Origin of the sequence: Pedobacter frigidisoli (genome assembly GCF_004331675.1) — a bacterium.
GTDB classification, from domain to species: domain Bacteria; phylum Bacteroidota; class Bacteroidia; order Sphingobacteriales; family Sphingobacteriaceae; genus Pedobacter; species Pedobacter frigidisoli.
The window spans coordinates 241,299-258,730 of sequence record NZ_SJSN01000007.1; the positions used below are offsets into that span (position 1 = coordinate 241,299).

The 17,432-nt window shown below is 37.7% G+C and carries 17 protein-coding genes; 9 read left to right on the forward strand and 8 right to left on the reverse strand.

All coding sequences use genetic code 11. The features are described 5' to 3' along the window. Positions 1-46 precede the first annotated feature (46 nt). On the forward strand, positions 47-1,042 hold the full coding sequence (gene obgE, locus EZ449_RS10970; RefSeq protein WP_131558609.1) for a GTPase ObgE: 996 nt from the start codon (positions 47-49) through the stop codon (positions 1,040-1,042). A 50-nt stretch (positions 1,043-1,092) separates the two neighbouring features. Here obgE and EZ449_RS10975 read toward each other — a convergent pair whose 3' ends face one another. Together EZ449_RS10975 and EZ449_RS10980 are read right to left on the reverse strand one after the other, a co-directional pair. After that, positions 1,093-1,848, reverse strand: coding sequence for a YdcF family protein (locus EZ449_RS10975; RefSeq protein ID WP_131558611.1), 756 nt, complete (start codon positions 1,846-1,848; stop codon positions 1,093-1,095). Positions 1,849-1,961: 113 nt separating this feature from the next. Further along, on the reverse strand, positions 1,962-2,327 hold the full coding sequence (locus EZ449_RS10980; RefSeq protein WP_131558613.1) for a YtxH domain-containing protein: 366 nt from the start codon (positions 2,325-2,327) through the stop codon (positions 1,962-1,964). 402 nt (positions 2,328-2,729) lie between these two features. On the opposite strand from EZ449_RS10980, the gene EZ449_RS10985 reads away from it, so the two are divergent. From EZ449_RS10985 to EZ449_RS11015, 7 genes are all read left to right on the forward strand, one after another. Next, complete coding sequence (locus EZ449_RS10985) at positions 2,730-3,110, forward strand: OsmC family protein (protein WP_131558615.1); 381 nt, start codon at positions 2,730-2,732, stop codon at positions 3,108-3,110. A gap of 91 nt (positions 3,111-3,201) precedes the next feature. After that, entirely contained in the window at positions 3,202-4,452 is a 1,251-nt protein-coding gene (locus tag EZ449_RS10990; RefSeq protein WP_131558617.1) for a DUF2130 domain-containing protein, read from the forward strand. A 138-nt stretch (positions 4,453-4,590) separates the two neighbouring features. Further along, positions 4,591-6,726: a glycoside hydrolase family 97 protein gene (locus EZ449_RS10995; RefSeq protein WP_131558619.1), complete on the forward strand. Its 2,136-nt coding sequence runs from the start codon at positions 4,591-4,593 to the stop codon at positions 6,724-6,726. A gap of 467 nt (positions 6,727-7,193) precedes the next feature. Next, positions 7,194-7,514 carry a nuclear transport factor 2-like protein gene (locus EZ449_RS11000; protein WP_131558621.1) on the forward strand — a complete coding sequence of 107 codons (321 nt, stop codon included), beginning with the start codon at positions 7,194-7,196 and terminating at the stop codon, positions 7,512-7,514. Positions 7,515-7,519: 5 nt separating this feature from the next. Beyond that, entirely contained in the window at positions 7,520-8,470 is a 951-nt protein-coding gene (locus tag EZ449_RS11005; protein ID WP_131558623.1) for an alpha/beta hydrolase, read from the forward strand. A gap of 162 nt (positions 8,471-8,632) precedes the next feature. Then, positions 8,633-10,219 carry a bacillithiol biosynthesis cysteine-adding enzyme BshC gene (gene bshC, locus EZ449_RS11010; protein WP_131558625.1) on the forward strand — a complete coding sequence of 529 codons (1,587 nt, stop codon included), beginning with the start codon at positions 8,633-8,635 and terminating at the stop codon, positions 10,217-10,219. 70 nt (positions 10,220-10,289) lie between these two features. After that, a complete protein-coding gene (locus EZ449_RS11015; protein WP_131558627.1) occupies positions 10,290-11,375 on the forward strand; it encodes an Ldh family oxidoreductase in 1,086 nt (361 codons plus the stop codon). Positions 11,376-11,476: 101 nt separating this feature from the next. Here EZ449_RS11015 and lepB read toward each other — a convergent pair whose 3' ends face one another. From lepB to EZ449_RS11040, 5 genes are all read right to left on the reverse strand, one after another. After that, complete coding sequence (gene lepB, locus EZ449_RS11020) at positions 11,477-12,676, reverse strand: signal peptidase I (protein ID WP_131558630.1); 1,200 nt, start codon at positions 12,674-12,676, stop codon at positions 11,477-11,479. Between the two features lie 129 nt (positions 12,677-12,805). After that, positions 12,806-13,540, reverse strand: a complete 735-nt coding sequence (gene dapB, locus EZ449_RS11025; protein ID WP_131558632.1) for a 4-hydroxy-tetrahydrodipicolinate reductase — start codon at positions 13,538-13,540, stop codon at positions 12,806-12,808. Between the two features lie 9 nt (positions 13,541-13,549). After that, on the reverse strand, positions 13,550-14,212 hold the full coding sequence (locus EZ449_RS11030) for a DUF5683 domain-containing protein (protein ID WP_131558634.1): 663 nt from the start codon (positions 14,210-14,212) through the stop codon (positions 13,550-13,552). A 56-nt stretch (positions 14,213-14,268) separates the two neighbouring features. Next, positions 14,269-15,177, reverse strand: coding sequence for a ParB/RepB/Spo0J family partition protein (locus EZ449_RS11035; protein WP_131558636.1), 909 nt, complete (start codon positions 15,175-15,177; stop codon positions 14,269-14,271). Positions 15,178-15,184: 7 nt separating this feature from the next. Then, positions 15,185-15,988: a ParA family protein gene (locus EZ449_RS11040; protein WP_056870038.1), complete on the reverse strand. Its 804-nt coding sequence runs from the start codon at positions 15,986-15,988 to the stop codon at positions 15,185-15,187. Positions 15,989-16,169: 181 nt separating this feature from the next. On the opposite strand from EZ449_RS11040, the gene EZ449_RS11045 reads away from it, so the two are divergent. Then, the gene (locus EZ449_RS11045; RefSeq protein ID WP_131558638.1) at positions 16,170-16,691 is read left to right on the forward strand and encodes an NADPH-dependent FMN reductase; all 522 of its coding nucleotides are present in this window, start codon (positions 16,170-16,172) and stop codon (positions 16,689-16,691) included. 211 nt (positions 16,692-16,902) lie between these two features. On the opposite strand, the gene EZ449_RS11050 is transcribed toward EZ449_RS11045, so the two are convergent. Beyond that, positions 16,903-17,379, reverse strand: coding sequence for an acyl-CoA thioesterase (locus EZ449_RS11050; protein WP_131558640.1), 477 nt, complete (start codon positions 17,377-17,379; stop codon positions 16,903-16,905). Between the last annotated feature and the right edge of the window lie 53 nt (positions 17,380-17,432).

Here is a 17,432-nt window from a genome sequence, read left to right on the forward strand (position 1 = left end):
AAGGAATTTAATTTTTTCCGCCATTTTTATTTAAAGGAAAAATAATATGTCACAAGGTTCGAATTTCGTAGATTATGTAAAAATTTGTTGCCGCTCTGGTAAGGGTGGTGCAGGTTCAGCACACTTACACCGCGATATTTTAACTTCTATGGGCGGTCCCGATGGTGGTGATGGCGGTCGTGGCGGCCACATTATTGTTAAGGGAAGTGTTCATATCTGGACATTGCTACACCTTAAATACCGTAAACACATCATTGCAGAAGATGGTATGGCTGGCGGAAGCTCGCACAAATTTGGTAAGCAAGGTACCGATGAAATTCTTGAAGTTCCCTTGGGAACCATTGCCAAAGATGCTGAAACAGGAGAAGTTCTTTTTGAAATTACCAAAGATGGCGAAACCAAAATTTTAACGGCTGGTGGTCGTGGTGGTTTGGGTAATGCACACTTTAAAAACTCTGTACAACAAACCCCTCGTTTCGCACAACCAGGAGAACAAGGACAAGAGGTTTGGAATATTCTGGAGCTTAAGGTTTTGGCTGATGTAGGTTTGGTAGGCTTTCCGAATGCTGGTAAATCTACTTTGCTTTCTGTAGTTTCTGCAGCTAAACCAGAAATTGCCGATTATCCTTTTACTACCATCGTTCCCAATCTGGGCATTGTAAGTTATAGAGGTGGAAAATCTTTCGTAATGGCTGATATCCCCGGGATTATAGAAGGCGCATCGAAAGGAAAAGGATTGGGTTATCGCTTTCTGCGTCACATAGAGCGTAACTCTGTTTTATTGTTTATGGTTCCTGCCGATACAAGCAGAAGTATTAAAGAAGAGTACGAAATTCTGAAAAGTGAATTAGAATCATACAATCCGGAGTTGATGCAAAAGCCACACGTTCTGGCCATCACTAAATCGGATATGTTAGATGAGGAACTGATGGACGAAATGAAACAAGATTTACCCAATATTCCATCAATATTTATTTCTTCTGTGGCAGAAAAAAATATTTTGGAGTTAAAGGATATGCTTGTGAAAGCGATTGAAAGCTAGTTCAATTTGCAGTTATCAGTTGATATTTTCCAGTCAACCAATTTAGACGTTTAACCATTTTGCGCCCTAAAACTGTCCACTGCTAATCCAATCCATTCTTTAAACAACATTTCCCAAGTGCTTAATGCCGATGCACTAGGAATGATGTAATCGCCGAGATCAAATTCGGTACTTCCGCTAAAATTGGTAGGATAATATTCAATCTTGCTTTTCGATTGCTTATCAAAAATCAATTTGGCTCTTGGGATGTGCCAAGCACTGGTAATCACTAAAATTTTTGCTTTAGGATTTGTTTTATCTATTAATGTTAAACTATAACGGGCATTTTCAATGGTATTTCTACTTCGGGTTTCGATAAGAATTGCAGAATCAGGAATGCCAATTAGCTTAAGGTAATCAACAACATTATTAGCTTCCTTTGCTGTAGTATCGATAAGATTTCCATTTCCACCGCTGATTAATATTTTAGCTATTTCGCCATTTTTATACAACGATATTGCCTGAAATAATCTATCTCCAGCAGCATTAAATGCAATTTTATTGTTCCGATCATTTAAGCTGGAAAAACCACCCAACACAATCCCAACATCAAATTTTTGTTCTTTAGGATAATCTGCCTCATAGGCATTAGTAAGCTTTCCAACAATAAAGCCATTAGAAAAAAGAAATAAAACAGCAAAAGCAGTAACTATTAGTCGCTGCTTTCGCCTTTGATTCTTCGTTAATATTCCCCAAATTATTAAAATGGAAACCCAAATGAGGGGTTTAATTACGAATAATAATATTTTAGAGAGGATAAAAAACATGAATAGTAATCAACTTTATTTGCCTAATTGATATCCAAAAGTATAACAATTAAGCGTCTAAATCCGTAAAACTATTCCGTTATTCTAATTTTATGATAAGCAGAAAGCAGGAATTATCCCTGACCTTCCTGCACTTGCACATTTTCGTGTGCATGTTCTAAAATATCTTTAATATCCGATTTTGCTTTTTTAGTAACTGTATGTTTAAAATGAGGCACTTCGTGTTCAACAATATCTTCCTCAATTGCTTCTACGCCAAATACTTTTTCCTTTAAAAGATTGTATTTATCCTGAAAGCCATAGCGCAAATTTTTTGCTCCACTGGCTATTTTTCCACGCGTTCCTGCACCGCTATCTGGCGCAAATAAGATGCTAATTATTGCACCTGCTGCCAAACCAGCAACTAAGCCCAAGGCGATTTGCGCATTATTATTCGATTTATGCGCCAAGTATTTTCCGATTAACTTTCTGTATTTCATAACTATGTGTTTTTTATTTCAACAAACGCTATGTTATAATGTTTGAAAATTGTAAATTTTTTTAGTAGCGCAAGTGCAGTAAAGGTAACAAACCATGTTCCCGCTTTTTGCTTTTACGCTTCGCCTCGTCGTACCTCCTTGCTGCAGGGTAACACTTCAATCGGGGCTAATACACAAAAAACAGTTTTTCATTTTAATGGCTTGCAAGGTGCAGAAACATGGTTTCTAAACCTGACAGACGCGAGCACGTAGTGTTAACCCTCGAGGTTAACAACGAAGTAAAGCAAATGGCAGGGCTACAGCATCAATGAAATGCTAAACGCCCGTTTTCAAAAAAAAGATTATGATCTTGCTAACTTTTAAAGTTAAAGCATAATATTTGGAAAGTTTAATAAGAAAAAGATGGTTAAAGCAACGATAAATAAAGAACATTATGCATGTTCGGTAAGTAATGGGTCGCATGATATTATTGTGGATGAGCCCGTAGAACTAGGTGGAACGCACAAAGGATTTGCCCCAAAAGGATTGTTAATGGCTTCCTTGGCATCTTGTGTGGCAATAACTTTAAGGATGTATATCGACAGAAAAGGTTGGGAGGTTGATAAAATTGAGGTTGAGGTGAACATTGATACTGAAAATGGCGAAACCATCTTTTTTGAAGAAATTGTTTGTACAGGAAATTTAACAGCCGAACAAAAAATTAGGCTGGAAGACATTGCTTCCAAATGCCCTGTGAGTAAAATTTTAACAGTTGGGCATGAGGTCCGCTCGAAAGTTCTGTAGAAGTAAATGGTGCAAAACTCGTGTATGCAATCCTAAAAAGCTTTAATATATTTGCGTAAGCCGCAAAGTTTACTGTGGTAAAAAAATATTTATGGCTACTGAAATTAAATGCCCCAACTGTGCACATGTTTTTCCGATGGAAGAAGCCATGGCCGAAGATTATAAGAAAGAGTTACGTGAAAAAGCGGCCGCTTATGCTAGACAAAAAGACGAAGAATATCAACGTAAGGTGTTGGTTTTCGAAACAGAAAAACAACAGCAACAGAAAGCTTTTGATGCTAAACTAGTAGAAGAAAAAAACAAGCTTAAAGGCGACTTAGAAGAAAATCTCCGTAAAAGTATTTCTGCGGATTTTGAAACTAAACTGCAAATGTTAGAGGGAAATGCGAAAGATAATGCAGAGAAATTAAAACTTGCCCGGGAAAAAGAACTCGATTTTATGCGTCGCGAAGAGCGAATGAAAGTTAAGGAAGAGGAAATGGAAGTGGCTTTTCAGCGTAAAATGCAAGAACAAAGAGGAGAGTTGGTGGAGCAAATTCGTAAACAAGAAGCAGAGAAAAACAGCATTAAAGATACCGAGCATCAATTACGTTTAAAGGAATTAGAAAAGCAACTCGACGACCAGAAAAAACTGGCTGAAGAAATGAAACGTAAAGCGGAGCAAGGTAGCATGCAGTTACAAGGCGAGGTACAAGAGCTGATTTTAGAAGAGCTGTTGCGTAGTAATTTCCCTTTCGATTTAATAGAGGAAGTTGGTAAAGGTGTTCGTGGTGCAGATTGCGTTCAAGTGGTAAGGAACCAGTTTGGGCAGGAGTGTGGCAAAATTATTTATGAAAGCAAACGAACAAAGGATTTTGGCGGAGATTGGATTGAAAAACTGAAAAAAGACATGCGCAGCATGGGCGTTGATGTAGCGGTAATCGTAAGTCAATGTTACCCGAAAGGAATGGATTGCTTTGGTCAGCGAGATGGGATTTGGATTTGCTCTTTTGAAGAAGTTAATGCGGTGGCCTTTGTTTTACGCGAAGGTATTTTGCGTTTGGCAAATGCCGTAAAATCGCAAGAAAATCGTGGAGATAAAATGCACATGCTTTACGATTATTTAACAGGAACTGAATTTTCTGAACAATGGAAAGCCATTCGTGAGGGATTTATGAGTATGAAATTGTCCATCCAACGCGAACGCGATGCAATGGAGCGTTTATGGAAAGCTCGTGAAAAGCAGCTTGAAAAGGTGTTGTTAAACGCAACGCATATTCGTGGCTCAATTGAAGGAATTGCAGGGAGTGATAGCATTCAGTTAAGCTTGACGGATGATGACGAGGCTTTGTTATTGGATTAGAAACAAAGCGCTATAAGTCGGTCGTCACCCTGAATTCATTTCAGGGTCTTAATAACAAGGCGGCTTAGCAAAAAAAATGCTGATGTAAATTCAGCATGACGAGCGAATGAAAAAGAATCATAAAATAAACTATATACAGTGAATAAAAACCTAAACAACAAATCCCTTAATCTCTCTAAATTTTTAGCATTTATTTGCATTTTATTTTTTTTCGGGAACGTTTCCGGACAAGAGCTGAAATCGCCCGATACGAATTTAATTGCTAACTTTTCTTTAGCTGATGGTGGTGTGCCAACTTATAGTCTTAAATATAAAGGCAAAGATGTAATCAAAACGAGTAAACTGGGGCTGGAACTTAAGGAAGGCAAATCGTTAATGAGCGGTTTCACCATTACCGATACCAAAACAAGCACTTTCAACGAAACCTGGAAGCCAGTTTGGGGCGAAGTAAAGGAAATTGTAAATCATTTTAACGAGTTGGCGGTAACGTTAACACAAAAGGAAACCAATCGTTTTATTATTGTTCGCTTGCGTTTATTTAACGATGGTTTGGGTTTCAGATATGAGTTTCCTGAACAGAAGAACTTGGATTATTTCGTAATTAAAGAAGAGAAAACGCAATTTGTCTTAGCAGGCGACCACAAAGCTTTTTGGCTGCCAGGCGATTATGACACGCAGGAATACAGCACGGTAACTTCAAACTTATCAGAAGTTCGTGGTAAAATGAAAGCCGCGGTAACACCAAATGCATCGCAAACTACTTTCTCACCAACAGGTTTGCAAACACCTTTGATGATGAAAAGTAAAGATGGTTTGTACATCAATATTCACGAGGCAGCTTTAATAAATTACTCGTTAATGTCGTTAAATCTCGATGATAAAAACATGGTTTTAGAATCGTGGTTAACGCCCGATGCAGTAGGAGATAAGGGATATATGCAAGCGCCTTGCTTATCGCCATGGAGAACAATTATTGTAAGCGACAAAGCTGGAGATATTTTAACCTCAAAACTAACATACAACCTAAATGAGCCCACAAAATTCAAGGATGTATCGTGGATTAAACCCACAAAATACGTTGGTGTTTGGTGGGAAATGATTACTGGAAAAAGCACTTGGGCCTACAATGATTTAACCAGTGTTCAATTGGGTGTAACTGATTATTCCAAAACCAAACCTAACGGAAAACATGCAGCAAATACGGCTCATGTTAAAGAATACATAGATTTCGCTGCCAAAAATGGTTTGGATGCTGTTTTGGTTGAGGGTTGGAACGAAGGTTGGGAAGATTGGTTTGGCAAAACGAAAGATTATGTTTTCGACTTCGTTACTCCATATCCTGATTTTGATGTAAAGGAATTACATCGTTATGCGGCAAGTAAGGGCATTAAAATGATTATGCACCACGAAACTTCTTCTTCGGTTCGTAACTATGAAAGACATTTGGATACCGCTTACATGTTTATGAAAGCCAATGGTTATGATGCTGTAAAAAGTGGTTATGTAGGCAATATGATTCCTCGTGGCGAACATCATTACGGGCAATGGTTAAACAATCATTATCTGTATGCCATTCAAAAAGCGGCAGAATATAAAATCATGGTGAATGCCCATGAAGCGGTTCGCCCCACAGGTTTAGCCCGTACTTATCCAAACTTAATTGGAAATGAATCTGCCCGTGGAACGGAGTACGAAGCTTTTGGTGGAAACAATGCAGATCACACCACCATTCTACCATTTACCCGTTTAATTGGCGGTCCGATGGATTACACACCTGGTATTTTCGAAACTAAAGTAAGTGCTTACAATCCTGAAAATAATTCATTTGTCCACACTACATTGGCTCGTCAGTTGGCACTTTATGTTACCATGTACAGTCCATTGCAAATGGCTGCCGATTTACCTGAAACCTATAATAAATATATGGATGCTTTCCAATTTATTAAGGATGTTGCCATTGATTGGGATGATACCAAGGTTCTAGAGGCTGAACCTGGAGATTATATCACGTTCGCCCGTAAAGCAAAGGGCAAAAACGATTGGTTTGTTGGTCGTACGAATGATGAAGAGGCACGTACTTCGAAAATCGATTTCAGCTTTTTAGATGCCGGTAAAAAATATACCGCAACCATTTATGCTGATGCAAAAGATGCGAACTATGAAACCAATCCAAAAGCTTATACTATTCGTAAAATGGAAGTAACGAATAAAACTAAGTTAACCCAATATTGTGCACCGGGTGGTGGGTATGCGATAAGCATCATAGCGAAATAATTTTTGGTTTAACCGGAAATTTTATGATAATACTACGTACCCTTTCTATTATTCTAACATTAACACTTACAGTAATATCCGCAAGTGGACAAGCCGATGATGAAAACATCCGACGAAAAATTGGTTAAAGCTACTGTATTCAACGAATACTCAGCTTCGCCTCAGCGCCATTTACACCTCATCTTTCCCATGTTCTTCGATTGGTAATACATGCCTTTCTGGAACTTTCCGAGTATTAAATCAATGATTAGCTAGTTAATTCGGAAAAACCTGATTTTGACATTCTAAAATGTTACAAAACGAATTCCGTAAGCAGCAATAAGTTTTTTTAAATTCGTGTAAATCATCTTTTAGTTTAGGATTTCCCAATCCGATACTTCCTATTTCCTATCATCCCATATTAACAATGCTTAATAGTATTTGATTATAAATGCTATGGCAAATTTCTATCTAAAAGGGAATAAAATATGGATTTATCAAAACTAACCAATACCAAAGTAAAAGGAGCTTTTGAAGCCTGGCAAAGTGGAGATTCGGCAAAATGGCTTTCTCTATTCACCCCAGATGCAAAACTGTACGATGATGGCAATCCCCGAGATTTTCACCAGTTTTCTACTCAAACCATCGGGAAAGAAAAATTCACAAGCATCGATCATGTATCTACTGATGGATATGAAATTACTGGCAACTTTCATTCTCCGCAGTGGGGAGATTTCAAAACCTATTTTAAATTCAATGGGGATGATAATGGAAAATTTAATCGTTTAGATATCGGACAAGCAAATTAAAAACCATGAAATACAAATTTGAATTAGCACCTGAGTTGGTGCCTGTTTTAAAAGCTTACACTAGTCAGCCGGCACCGCCTGAAGGAACGCCTTTACAAGAGGTTTTCAGAAACAATTTGAAAATGATGGCTGAGCAAGTCGGCGTAAAATCGACCGACGAGTTAACGGTAGAAAATAAATACTTCACCAATTCTGACGGCATTGAAACACAACTTCGTGTTTTTACACCGCTAAGTATTGGTTCATCATTACCCTGTATCTTTTGGATGCATGGCGGCGGAACAATGAGCGGTTTGCCTGAACAAGAAGATTCTACCTTGTACCAAATGGCTTTGGCTATTGGTTGTGTAATCGTTTCAGTAAATTACCGATTAACACCAGAACATCCTTATCCTGCACCCATTAATGATTGTTACGAGGGATTGGTTTATGTTTCAGAAAACGCATCGCTATTTAATATTAATCCCGATAAAATAGCTGTAGGCGGCGGCAGTGCAGGCGGTTTACTTTCTACTTCATGTGCATTGTTGGCCAGAAAAAATAACAAACCTAAACTTGTACATCAATCATTAACCTATCCAATGCTCGACCATAGAGGCATTACAGAAAGTAGTAAAGAGATTACCAATGTTGGTGTTTGGGATAGAGATATGAACCTTTATGGTTTCAGTTGCTATTTAAAAGATGTAAAAGATAACATCCCAGATCTTGCAATACCAATTTTGGTTGATGACTTGTCGAATCTTCCTCAGACATTTGTTGCAGTTGGTACAATGGATGTTTTACGCGATGAAGCCATTGAGTACGCACAAAAATTAGCAGCATCTGGTGTAATTACAGAATTGCATATTTATCCCGGAATGACACATGTTTTCGATGCGCTGGTTCCTGATTCAAAAGCTGCAAAAGACTTTAATGCTGCCAGGATAAGTGCATTTAAGAGAGCTTTCGAATAGCAGTATTTCTCTTAAATTTCAGTACATAAAACCATTCTAAAATTCTGAATGGTTTTTTTATGTTCATCAAATTTTTATTCTTAGAATCTGTAATTATTTAACAATTGTAAAATAGTTAGTTGGCTTTATAATTATGCTTAAATTGCATTACTTTCGCTAATTATGCAGGCAAAATATATCTCCTATCAGGAAACTGGCTCATTTTCGAAATTGGTTTTAGATTATATCAATAACGAGGAAGAGCTTAAGGCTTTCTACAGTTATCGCCCAGATATGGATGGTTTGGCAGAGGCAATAGAGAAAAGAAACTTCCTAGGCAATAGAGAAACATTGGTTGAGGTATTAAAAAGCCAATACCAAAATCTAAACCCCAATAAATCAGTTAACAAAAACATCGATCTTTTAGGGCAAGAAAATACTTTCACAGTAACAACAGGCCATCAACTTAATCTTTTTACCGGCCCGCTTTATTTTATTTATAAGATTGTAACTGCTATCAACTTGGCTATCGAGTTGAAGATTGCCCATCCCGACAAAAATTTTGTTCCCATTTACTGGATGGCAACCGAAGATCATGATTTTGAGGAGATTAACCATGTAAGCGTTGATGAAAAAAATATCAGCTGGATTCAAAATACAAATGGCGCAACGGGCAGATTAAGCACTAAAACAGTTGCCGCCGCTGTAACCGCCTATAAAGGTTATTTGGGAATCTCTAAAAATGGTAAACACATTGCTAAATTGGTAGAAAATGCATACTTAGAACACGATAATTTAGCTGATGCAACCCGGTATTTAGTAAATAATTTATTTGAAAAATACGGACTGGTGATTGTAAATGCAGATGAACCATCCTTAAAAAAGCTTTTCGCCAATATTATTACTGCCGATGTTATTGAACATAACAGCGCTAAAAACATCGAACAAAGCTCTAAAAAGCTGGAGGATTTAGGATACAAAACTCAAGTTAATGGACGAGATATAAATTTCTTTTATTTAAAAGATGATTTACGTGAACGTTTAATTCTCGAAAACGACAAATACCTTGTCAACCATACCGAAATCAGTTTTACAGAAGAAGAACTTCGGGCAGAAATTGAAGCACATCCAGAACGTTTTAGTCCGAATGTAGTGATGCGACCTATGTACCAGGAAGTTATTTTGCCAAATATCGCTTATATTGGTGGCGGCGCAGAAGTGGCCTATTGGATGCAGTTAAAAGCGAATTTTGATTTTTATAAAGTGGATTTCCCTGTGCTTTTACTTCGTAATTCTGCTTTGTTAATCGATCCACGCAGTGCTGAAAACCTTTATAATTTAGGCTTTTCCTTAGAAGATATTTTTCTTCCCGTGGAGGAGTTGAAAAACATTTGGGTTAAGAGAAACTCAACGGCACAATTAAGTTTGGCTGACGAAACGAGGGCAATTAATAGCATTTTCGATCAAATAAAACTCAATGCCTATAAAATAGATAAGACACTTTCTGTATCTACAGATTCGGCCAAGCAAAAGACTAATCACTTGTTGGCAAACCTTGAGAAAAAATTATTCAGGGCCGAGAAACGTAAACACGAAACTGCCTTAACTCAAATTGATAATGTTAAGAAAAGGCTTTTCCCAAGCGGAACAATGCAGGAGAGAACGCTGAACATAGCTCCAATGTATGTTAATTATGGAGAAGATTTTCTTTCTTCCTGTATTGAAAACTTTGAGCCATTGGGCGGAGATTTTACTTTATTATTGCCATAAAAAGTTCGAAGTCGGGAGTCCGATGTCCGAAGTTGAACTTGATACCTGTTACTCAATACTTGATACTAAAATGAACTTCATAACCTTTACAGAAACCAGTCTTCGAACTTTCACCTACAACGTTTTCAAGAAAATGGGTTGTTCTGATGAACATGCCGACCTTGCCACTGATGTTTTAATTCGTTCTGATTTACGTGGAATAGATTCGCATGGCGTTGCTCGTTTAAGTGGTTATGTTCGCCTTTGGGAAAAGAATAGAATCAATGCTACTCCAAATATCAAAATCGTTCATGAAACACCAACCACAGCCACTATAGATGGCGATACAGGATTAGGTTTAGTGGTTGCACCATTTGCGATGAAAGTAGCCATAGAAAAAGCAGAAAAATATGGTAGTGGATGGGTTTCAGTTAAAAACTCCAACCATTTTGGTATCGCAGGTTACCATGCTTTAATGGCTGTAGAAAAAGACATGATCGGCATTAGCATGACGAATGCTAGTCCGCTGGTTGCCCCTACCTATGCCAACGAACGCTTGTTGGGAACCAACCCAATGTGTTATGCATTTCCAGCAGGAAAATATCCACCGGTTATTGTAGATATGGCAACTGCTGCTGCTGCAAACGGAAAATTGGAAATTGCTCAAAGAGCGAATAAAAGTATTCCAGATGGCTGGGTTCAAGATAAAAATGGAGAAAATTCAAATGATCCTAACGAGTTAAAAAGCGGCGGATCGTTGTTGCCATTGGGCAGCGACAAAGATCACGGAAGCCATAAAGGCTATGGCTTAAGTGCTACGGTAGATATTTTGTCAGCTGTGCTTTCTGGAGCGAATTATGGCCCATGGGTACCGCCTTTTGTTGCTTTCTTAGAGCCCTCGGCAAATCCGGTTGGCGAAGGACTTGGTCATTTCTTAGGTGCCATGAGGGTTGATGGTTTCCGCCCAGCGGAAGATTTTAAAAACCACCTTGACAATTGGGTTGAGCGTTTTAAAAGTGCAAAAACTGTAGATCCCAATAAAAAAGTAATTATTCCAGGAGAACCGGAATATGAATTTGAACTGGAAAGGAAAGTAAGTGGAATTCCAATTATTGATGTAGTGGTTAAAGACTTAAATGAACTGGCGGAGAAGTTGGGGATAGATAGCTTGAAATAAGCTTTAGCCTATTAAAAGAATTTGTTTTCTTTAAAGCTATTGACCAAAAAAGGCCCGCAAATTTAATTTGCAAGCCCTTTTATCTATCGTGTTAAATTAGATTAATGAATCCCCATAAATAATCTACTCCATCTTATCTTATGCAGGAAAGATGCTGTACTATCCCAGCTCATCCAAACGAATAATGCTTTACCAACAATATGATCTTCTGGCACAAAGCCCCAGTAACGTGAATCGGCAGAGTTATGGCGATTATCACCCATCATCCAAAAGTAATTCATTTTAAATGTATAGGTTGTTGCAGGTTTATCGTTGATGTACCAAACACCATTTACCTTTTCTACTTTATTGCCTTCATAAGTTCTAATTGCCCGATAGTAAAGCGGCATTGTTAGGCTATCGATTTTAACCGTCCAACCTTTGGCGGGTACTTTTATCGGACCAAAGTTATCTCGGTTCCATACACGATTGGGATCGTTCGGAAAAACTCCACCCTGCTCAGGACCAATGGAATCTGGACTTAAAGCAACAGATTTAATAAAATCTAATGATCTTAATTTATCTGCCATTTCTGGAGAGGCATTTGCAACATAACTACTAGGATCGCCCACTACTTGTTGCATTGTTCCGGTTTCTAAACCAATATCGGTTAGTGTAGTAATATTAAAATCGTTCGTTTTAAAAGAAATTTTGTAAGGCATCATGCCTGTATTTTTTAATGGCTCGTCTTTTCCATTTACGTTTGCTACACCATTCTTCATGGAAATTACGTCTCCAGAAATGGCAATGCACCGCTTTATAAAGTTTTCACGTTTATCAACAGGTCTATCTACAATTGTGAAACTGTTTCTTACCTGTTCTCTACCCATTGTTCGAACCATATTGTAATAGCTATCTGCCTGATTTTCTACCGCAACGGTATCTCCTTCTGGAAAATTGAAAACCACTACATCGTTTCTTTTTATTTCTGATAATCCTGGCAAACGGTGATATTTCCATTGAACGCCATCCCAATAGGCTTTGGTTGATGTTGTTAAAGGTAGTGTGTGGTGTGCAAAAGGGAAAGCAACAGGTGTCATTGGAATACGAGCACCATAATTTACCTTACTTACAAAAAGAAAATCACCTATCAACAATGAGCGCTCCATTGATCCAGAAGGAATGGTATAGGCCTCAATAAAAAATACACGAATAATGGTGGCAGCTACAACAGCAAAAACAATGGCATCAACCCATTCGCGGGTTTTAGTTTTTTTCTTTTTTGGGGCATCGGTTTTCTTCTGCCAAAATTTGTAATTCATATTTCTATTTGATGGTTAAAAGCCTCACACCAACCCTCTCCGGAGGAGAGGGAGCGCAAAGCGTTTACGCTATTCGTTTTATTTCTTTTTTTGTCTTTCGGCTTTCGTCTCCCGACTTACCAACTTTTTTTACTCAAAGATATCTGTAATACTAAAAAATCCCTTTTTGTCTTTTACCCACTCTGCCGCTACAACTGCACCTAACGCAAAGCCTGCTCTGCTATGCGCAGTATGTTTAATTTCAATTTCATCAACCTCGCTACTGTAAATTACGGTATGCGTTCCTGGTATATTTTCTATCCTGTGCGATTCTATCAACAACTGCTCAGCTTTAGGAAACAATTCTATATTTGTTCCTACAACCTCATTTAACCATTCCGATTTTCTATCTAGATTATCTACAATTCCCTCGGCAATCGTAATTGCAGTACCACTTGGCGCATCCAGTTTTTGCGTATGGTGAATTTCTTCTACCTGAACCTCGTAAGCTGGATAGTTATTCATCAGCTTTGCTAAAGTTTGGTTTAATTTAAAGAACAAATTTACGCCAATACTGAAGTTAGACCCATATAGCAAGGTATTGTTACTGCTATTGCAATCATTCTTTACTTCTTGCAGTTTACCATACCAACCCGTTGTACCAACAACAATTGGAACATTGGCATCAAAGCAGGCATCAATATTCTTTAAAACCGAATCTGGTGTACTAAAATCAATGGCAACATCGGCAGCTTTTAAGTTTTGCCTGGTTAAGTCCTCCTGATTATCAACCGTTATTTTTAGAACGATTTCATGACCACGTTCAAGCGCAAATTTTTCTATAATTTGCCCCATTTTGCCATATCCTAAAAGCGCAATTTTCATGTGATAATATTAAAATGTTAGGGAAAGTTTTAAAGCTGGAGTATTGCTAAATCCATACACGGTATTGGTATTAATCATTGTTGGTGTAACCTTAAAACTAAGGTCATCATCAATATTAAAAAAATGTAATCGGGCTGCAACATATGCATCCACCACATTCGCCAAATAAACCAAGCCATAAGAAAAAAGTACAATTTGTTTATTTCTTCTAAAAGTGTCTTTGCCAGTAGTTATTCCTTGTGTTGAATAACGGGATGTAACGCCGTCGGTATTCACAAAGGGCCCGTTAGGATCAGGGCGTCCATTATTGATATCTCTGTATTGAAGTTCTGTTAGGTATAATTTGTAGTTTTTAGAACTCTCTATAAAAGACATCGTTAGCACCGTAAAACCACCGTAAATGGCAACTATTTTGCCACCTGTATAAATTTTTTGGAAAGTTTGATTTTTACCCGCTCGTGTTCCATAACCATCATTAAGTAGTTGCATATTGTACAATTGGCCCCAACCTGGAATAATTAAAGACCTGTAAATTGCTTTTCTACCTGCAACCTTACCAGGATTAACATATTTGGCTTTCATAGAATCTTGCCTAGTCATGGGCGGCCTTACCTTGGTTTTGGCAGTGTCAACCGATTTTACTACAGAATCCTTAACTTGAGCTAATGCCAAGTTTACAAACAAACATGTAAATAAAAAAATTAGCGTTAAAAGCTTAGTCCTTTGCATTACCAGTCTAATAATTCTAAAATTCTATTCAAGTCATCATCACTCATAAAAGGAATTTCTATCGCTCCTTTGCCATTCTGAGTAACTTTTAATTTTACACGAGTGGCAAATTTAGAGGCCAAATCATCTTGTAATTTCTGGTATTGAAAGGAATTGGCTTTGACTTTAGGTTTATCCTCCACTTTTAGAGGCGAATGTTGCAAGTTGCGAACCATTTCCTCCACTTTACGAACCGATAAACCTTTTTCTAAAATCTCTTGATGAATGAATAATTGTTTATCAACACCATCTACATTGATTAAAGCACGGGCATGGCCCATCGAAATTCTTTGATCGCGAATCGATGCCTGAATGGCTGGCGGAAGTTTTAATAGTCGCAAATAATTAGTAACCGTTGTACGGTTTTTACCAACACGTTCACCCAATTGCTCTTGTTTTAAACCCACTTCATCAATCATCCTTTGGAAACTCAAGGCAACCTCAATTGCATTTAAGTTTTCACGTTGAATGTTCTCTATCAATGCCATTTCCAACATTTGTTGGTCGTTAGCACTGCGAATATAAGCTGGAATTTGCGTTAAGCCTGCCAATTTGGAAGCCCTAAACCTACGCTCTCCAGAAATTAGCTGATATTTATTGGCACCAGTTTTCCTAACTGTAATCGGCTGGATTAAGCCTTGGATTTTAATAGAATCTGCAAGTTCATTCAGTGCAACCTGATCAAACTCGGTACGCGGCTGAAATGGATTGGTTTCAACATCCGTTAAGCTTACATGACTAATATTGCCAATCTGCTCGGTCTCGCTTAAATGATTTACATTTTGCTTAGGCGGATGAGTAGATTCGCTATCATCTAAAAGCGCACTTAATCCTCTTCCTAAACCTGTTTTTCGCTGAAAAGATGTCATCTATAATTTATAAAGTTGCTGTATCTATATTTTCTTCTTCCTTTAACAAACCGTTTTTCTTCACAATTTCGCGGGCAAGGTTAAGGTAATTTATAGCGCCTTTGCAGTTTGCATCATGCATAATTACCGAAACGCCGTAACTTGGCGCCTCACTTAAACGGGTATTACGTTGAATAATCGTATCGAAAACCAACTCGTGGAAATGCGTTCTCACCTCTTCTACCACTTGGTTCGATAAACGTAAACGAACATCGTACATGGTGAGCAAAATACCTTCGATTTCCAACTCAGGGTTTAAACGGTTTTGAACAATTTTAATTGTATTTAATAATTTCCCTAAACCCTCTAAAGCAAAATACTCACACTGCACAGGAATAATAACCGAATCTGCAGCCGTTAAGGCATTAATTGTAATTAAACCCAATGATGGAGAACAATCGATGATAATAAAATCATACTGATCTTTAATTTTCTCCAAAACCGCTTTCATTTTATACTCACGGTTATTGAGGTTAATCATCTCGATTTCGGCACCTACCAAATCAATATGGGCTGGTAATAAATCAAGATTTGGTGTGTCCGTTTTCTGAATCGCCTGCAAGGGATCGATATCGTTGATGATACATTCGTAAATACTGTCTTTTATATTTCGGGGATCGAAACCGATACCAGAAGTCGAATTGGCCTGAGGATCAGCATCTACCAATAAGGTTTTGTATTCTAATACAGCTAAACTAGCCGCTAAGTTTATAGATGAAGTTGTTTTACCAACGCCACCTTTTTGATTTGCTAATGCAATAATTTTGCTCATCTATCTTTCCGAAATTTACGTAACGTTTATTTGGGCTGTGTTATTCATGCGTTTTAATCGGCAAAAAGTTCTATTTTTGCACTGTTTACGCCCTTTTTCTCAATCAGCTAAGATACAAACTATATGGCAATTTTAGCATTAAGGAGATTCGGGTTTTAAACATCTTATTAACAATTTCCCTATGATTACAATTATAGCTGCCACAAATAGACCCAATAGCAATACGTTAAAAGTTGCCAAATATTACCAACAACAACTTAAAATAAAAGGTATAGAATCTAACTTATTCAGTTTGGAGCATTTGCCTGCCGATGTTTTAAATACAGATATGTTTGGCAAACGCTCTATGGCTTTTCAAAAAATACAGGATTTGATTTCGGAAACCGACAAGTTTATTTTCGTTATGCCCGAGTACAATGGCAGCTATCCGGGCGTACTAAAAGTTTTAATTGATGCCTGCGATTTCCCGAATAGTTTTTACGATAAAAAGGCCGCTCTGGTTGGCGTTTCATCTGGTAAATATGGAAATATTCGAGGTGTAGATCACTTTACAGGCGTTTGTCATTATATCCACCTAAATGTTTTGCCCTTACGGATTCACATTCCAAACATCAAAACCGAATTGGACATCGAGGGGAATTTAATTCAAGAAGACACGATTAAATTCACAAACGAGCAGATTGATAAATTTATCAGGTTTTAAATTTGCCCAAATAAGAATTATCCCACGTCATTTTGCGTTTTTATGCAGAAAGATTTTTTTTTAAATTTTGAAAAGCAAAACCTGTATTTCATTTTAAGGTTAGTCCCGTTTTATGCTCATACGCCTGCAGGCCTTATGCTCAAGGCAGGTATCCGCTCCAACCGGGTTTGGAATATAAGTTCCTTGCTAAAAGGATATGCCCTAATATAAACTAAACGATATAGGGTTCCATCTCCTTATCAATACTTTTACGTAGCTCCATTAATTTAATTGCATAACCATGCATGGCAATTTCCTTTTCTGTTTTTGGCTTAAAAACTGGAATTGGTTTAGGCTGCCCGTCATCATCAACTGCAACGAAAACAATAATACAATGGGTGTTTTTAACAAATTCTGCCTGACCAACGGGTTTGGAATAAGCATCAACAGCAATGTGCATACTTGTTTTGCCAGTATAAATAATCCTCGCTTCCATTTTAACCAAATGACCAATATGCACAGGATGAAAAAACCGAATTCCGCCAACATAAACGGTTACACAATACGATTGACTCCATTGTAACGCACACGCAAAAGCGGCTTGGTCAATCCATTTCATCATCATTCCACCATGAACTTTGCCTCCATAATTGACATCTGATGGTTCGCTTAAAAATTGAAGTTCGATGTGGTTTTTTGTTCTGGCCATGGTTCAGTTAAGTTTTTTTTTATTAACCGCAAAGTACACAAAGTGAAAACGCA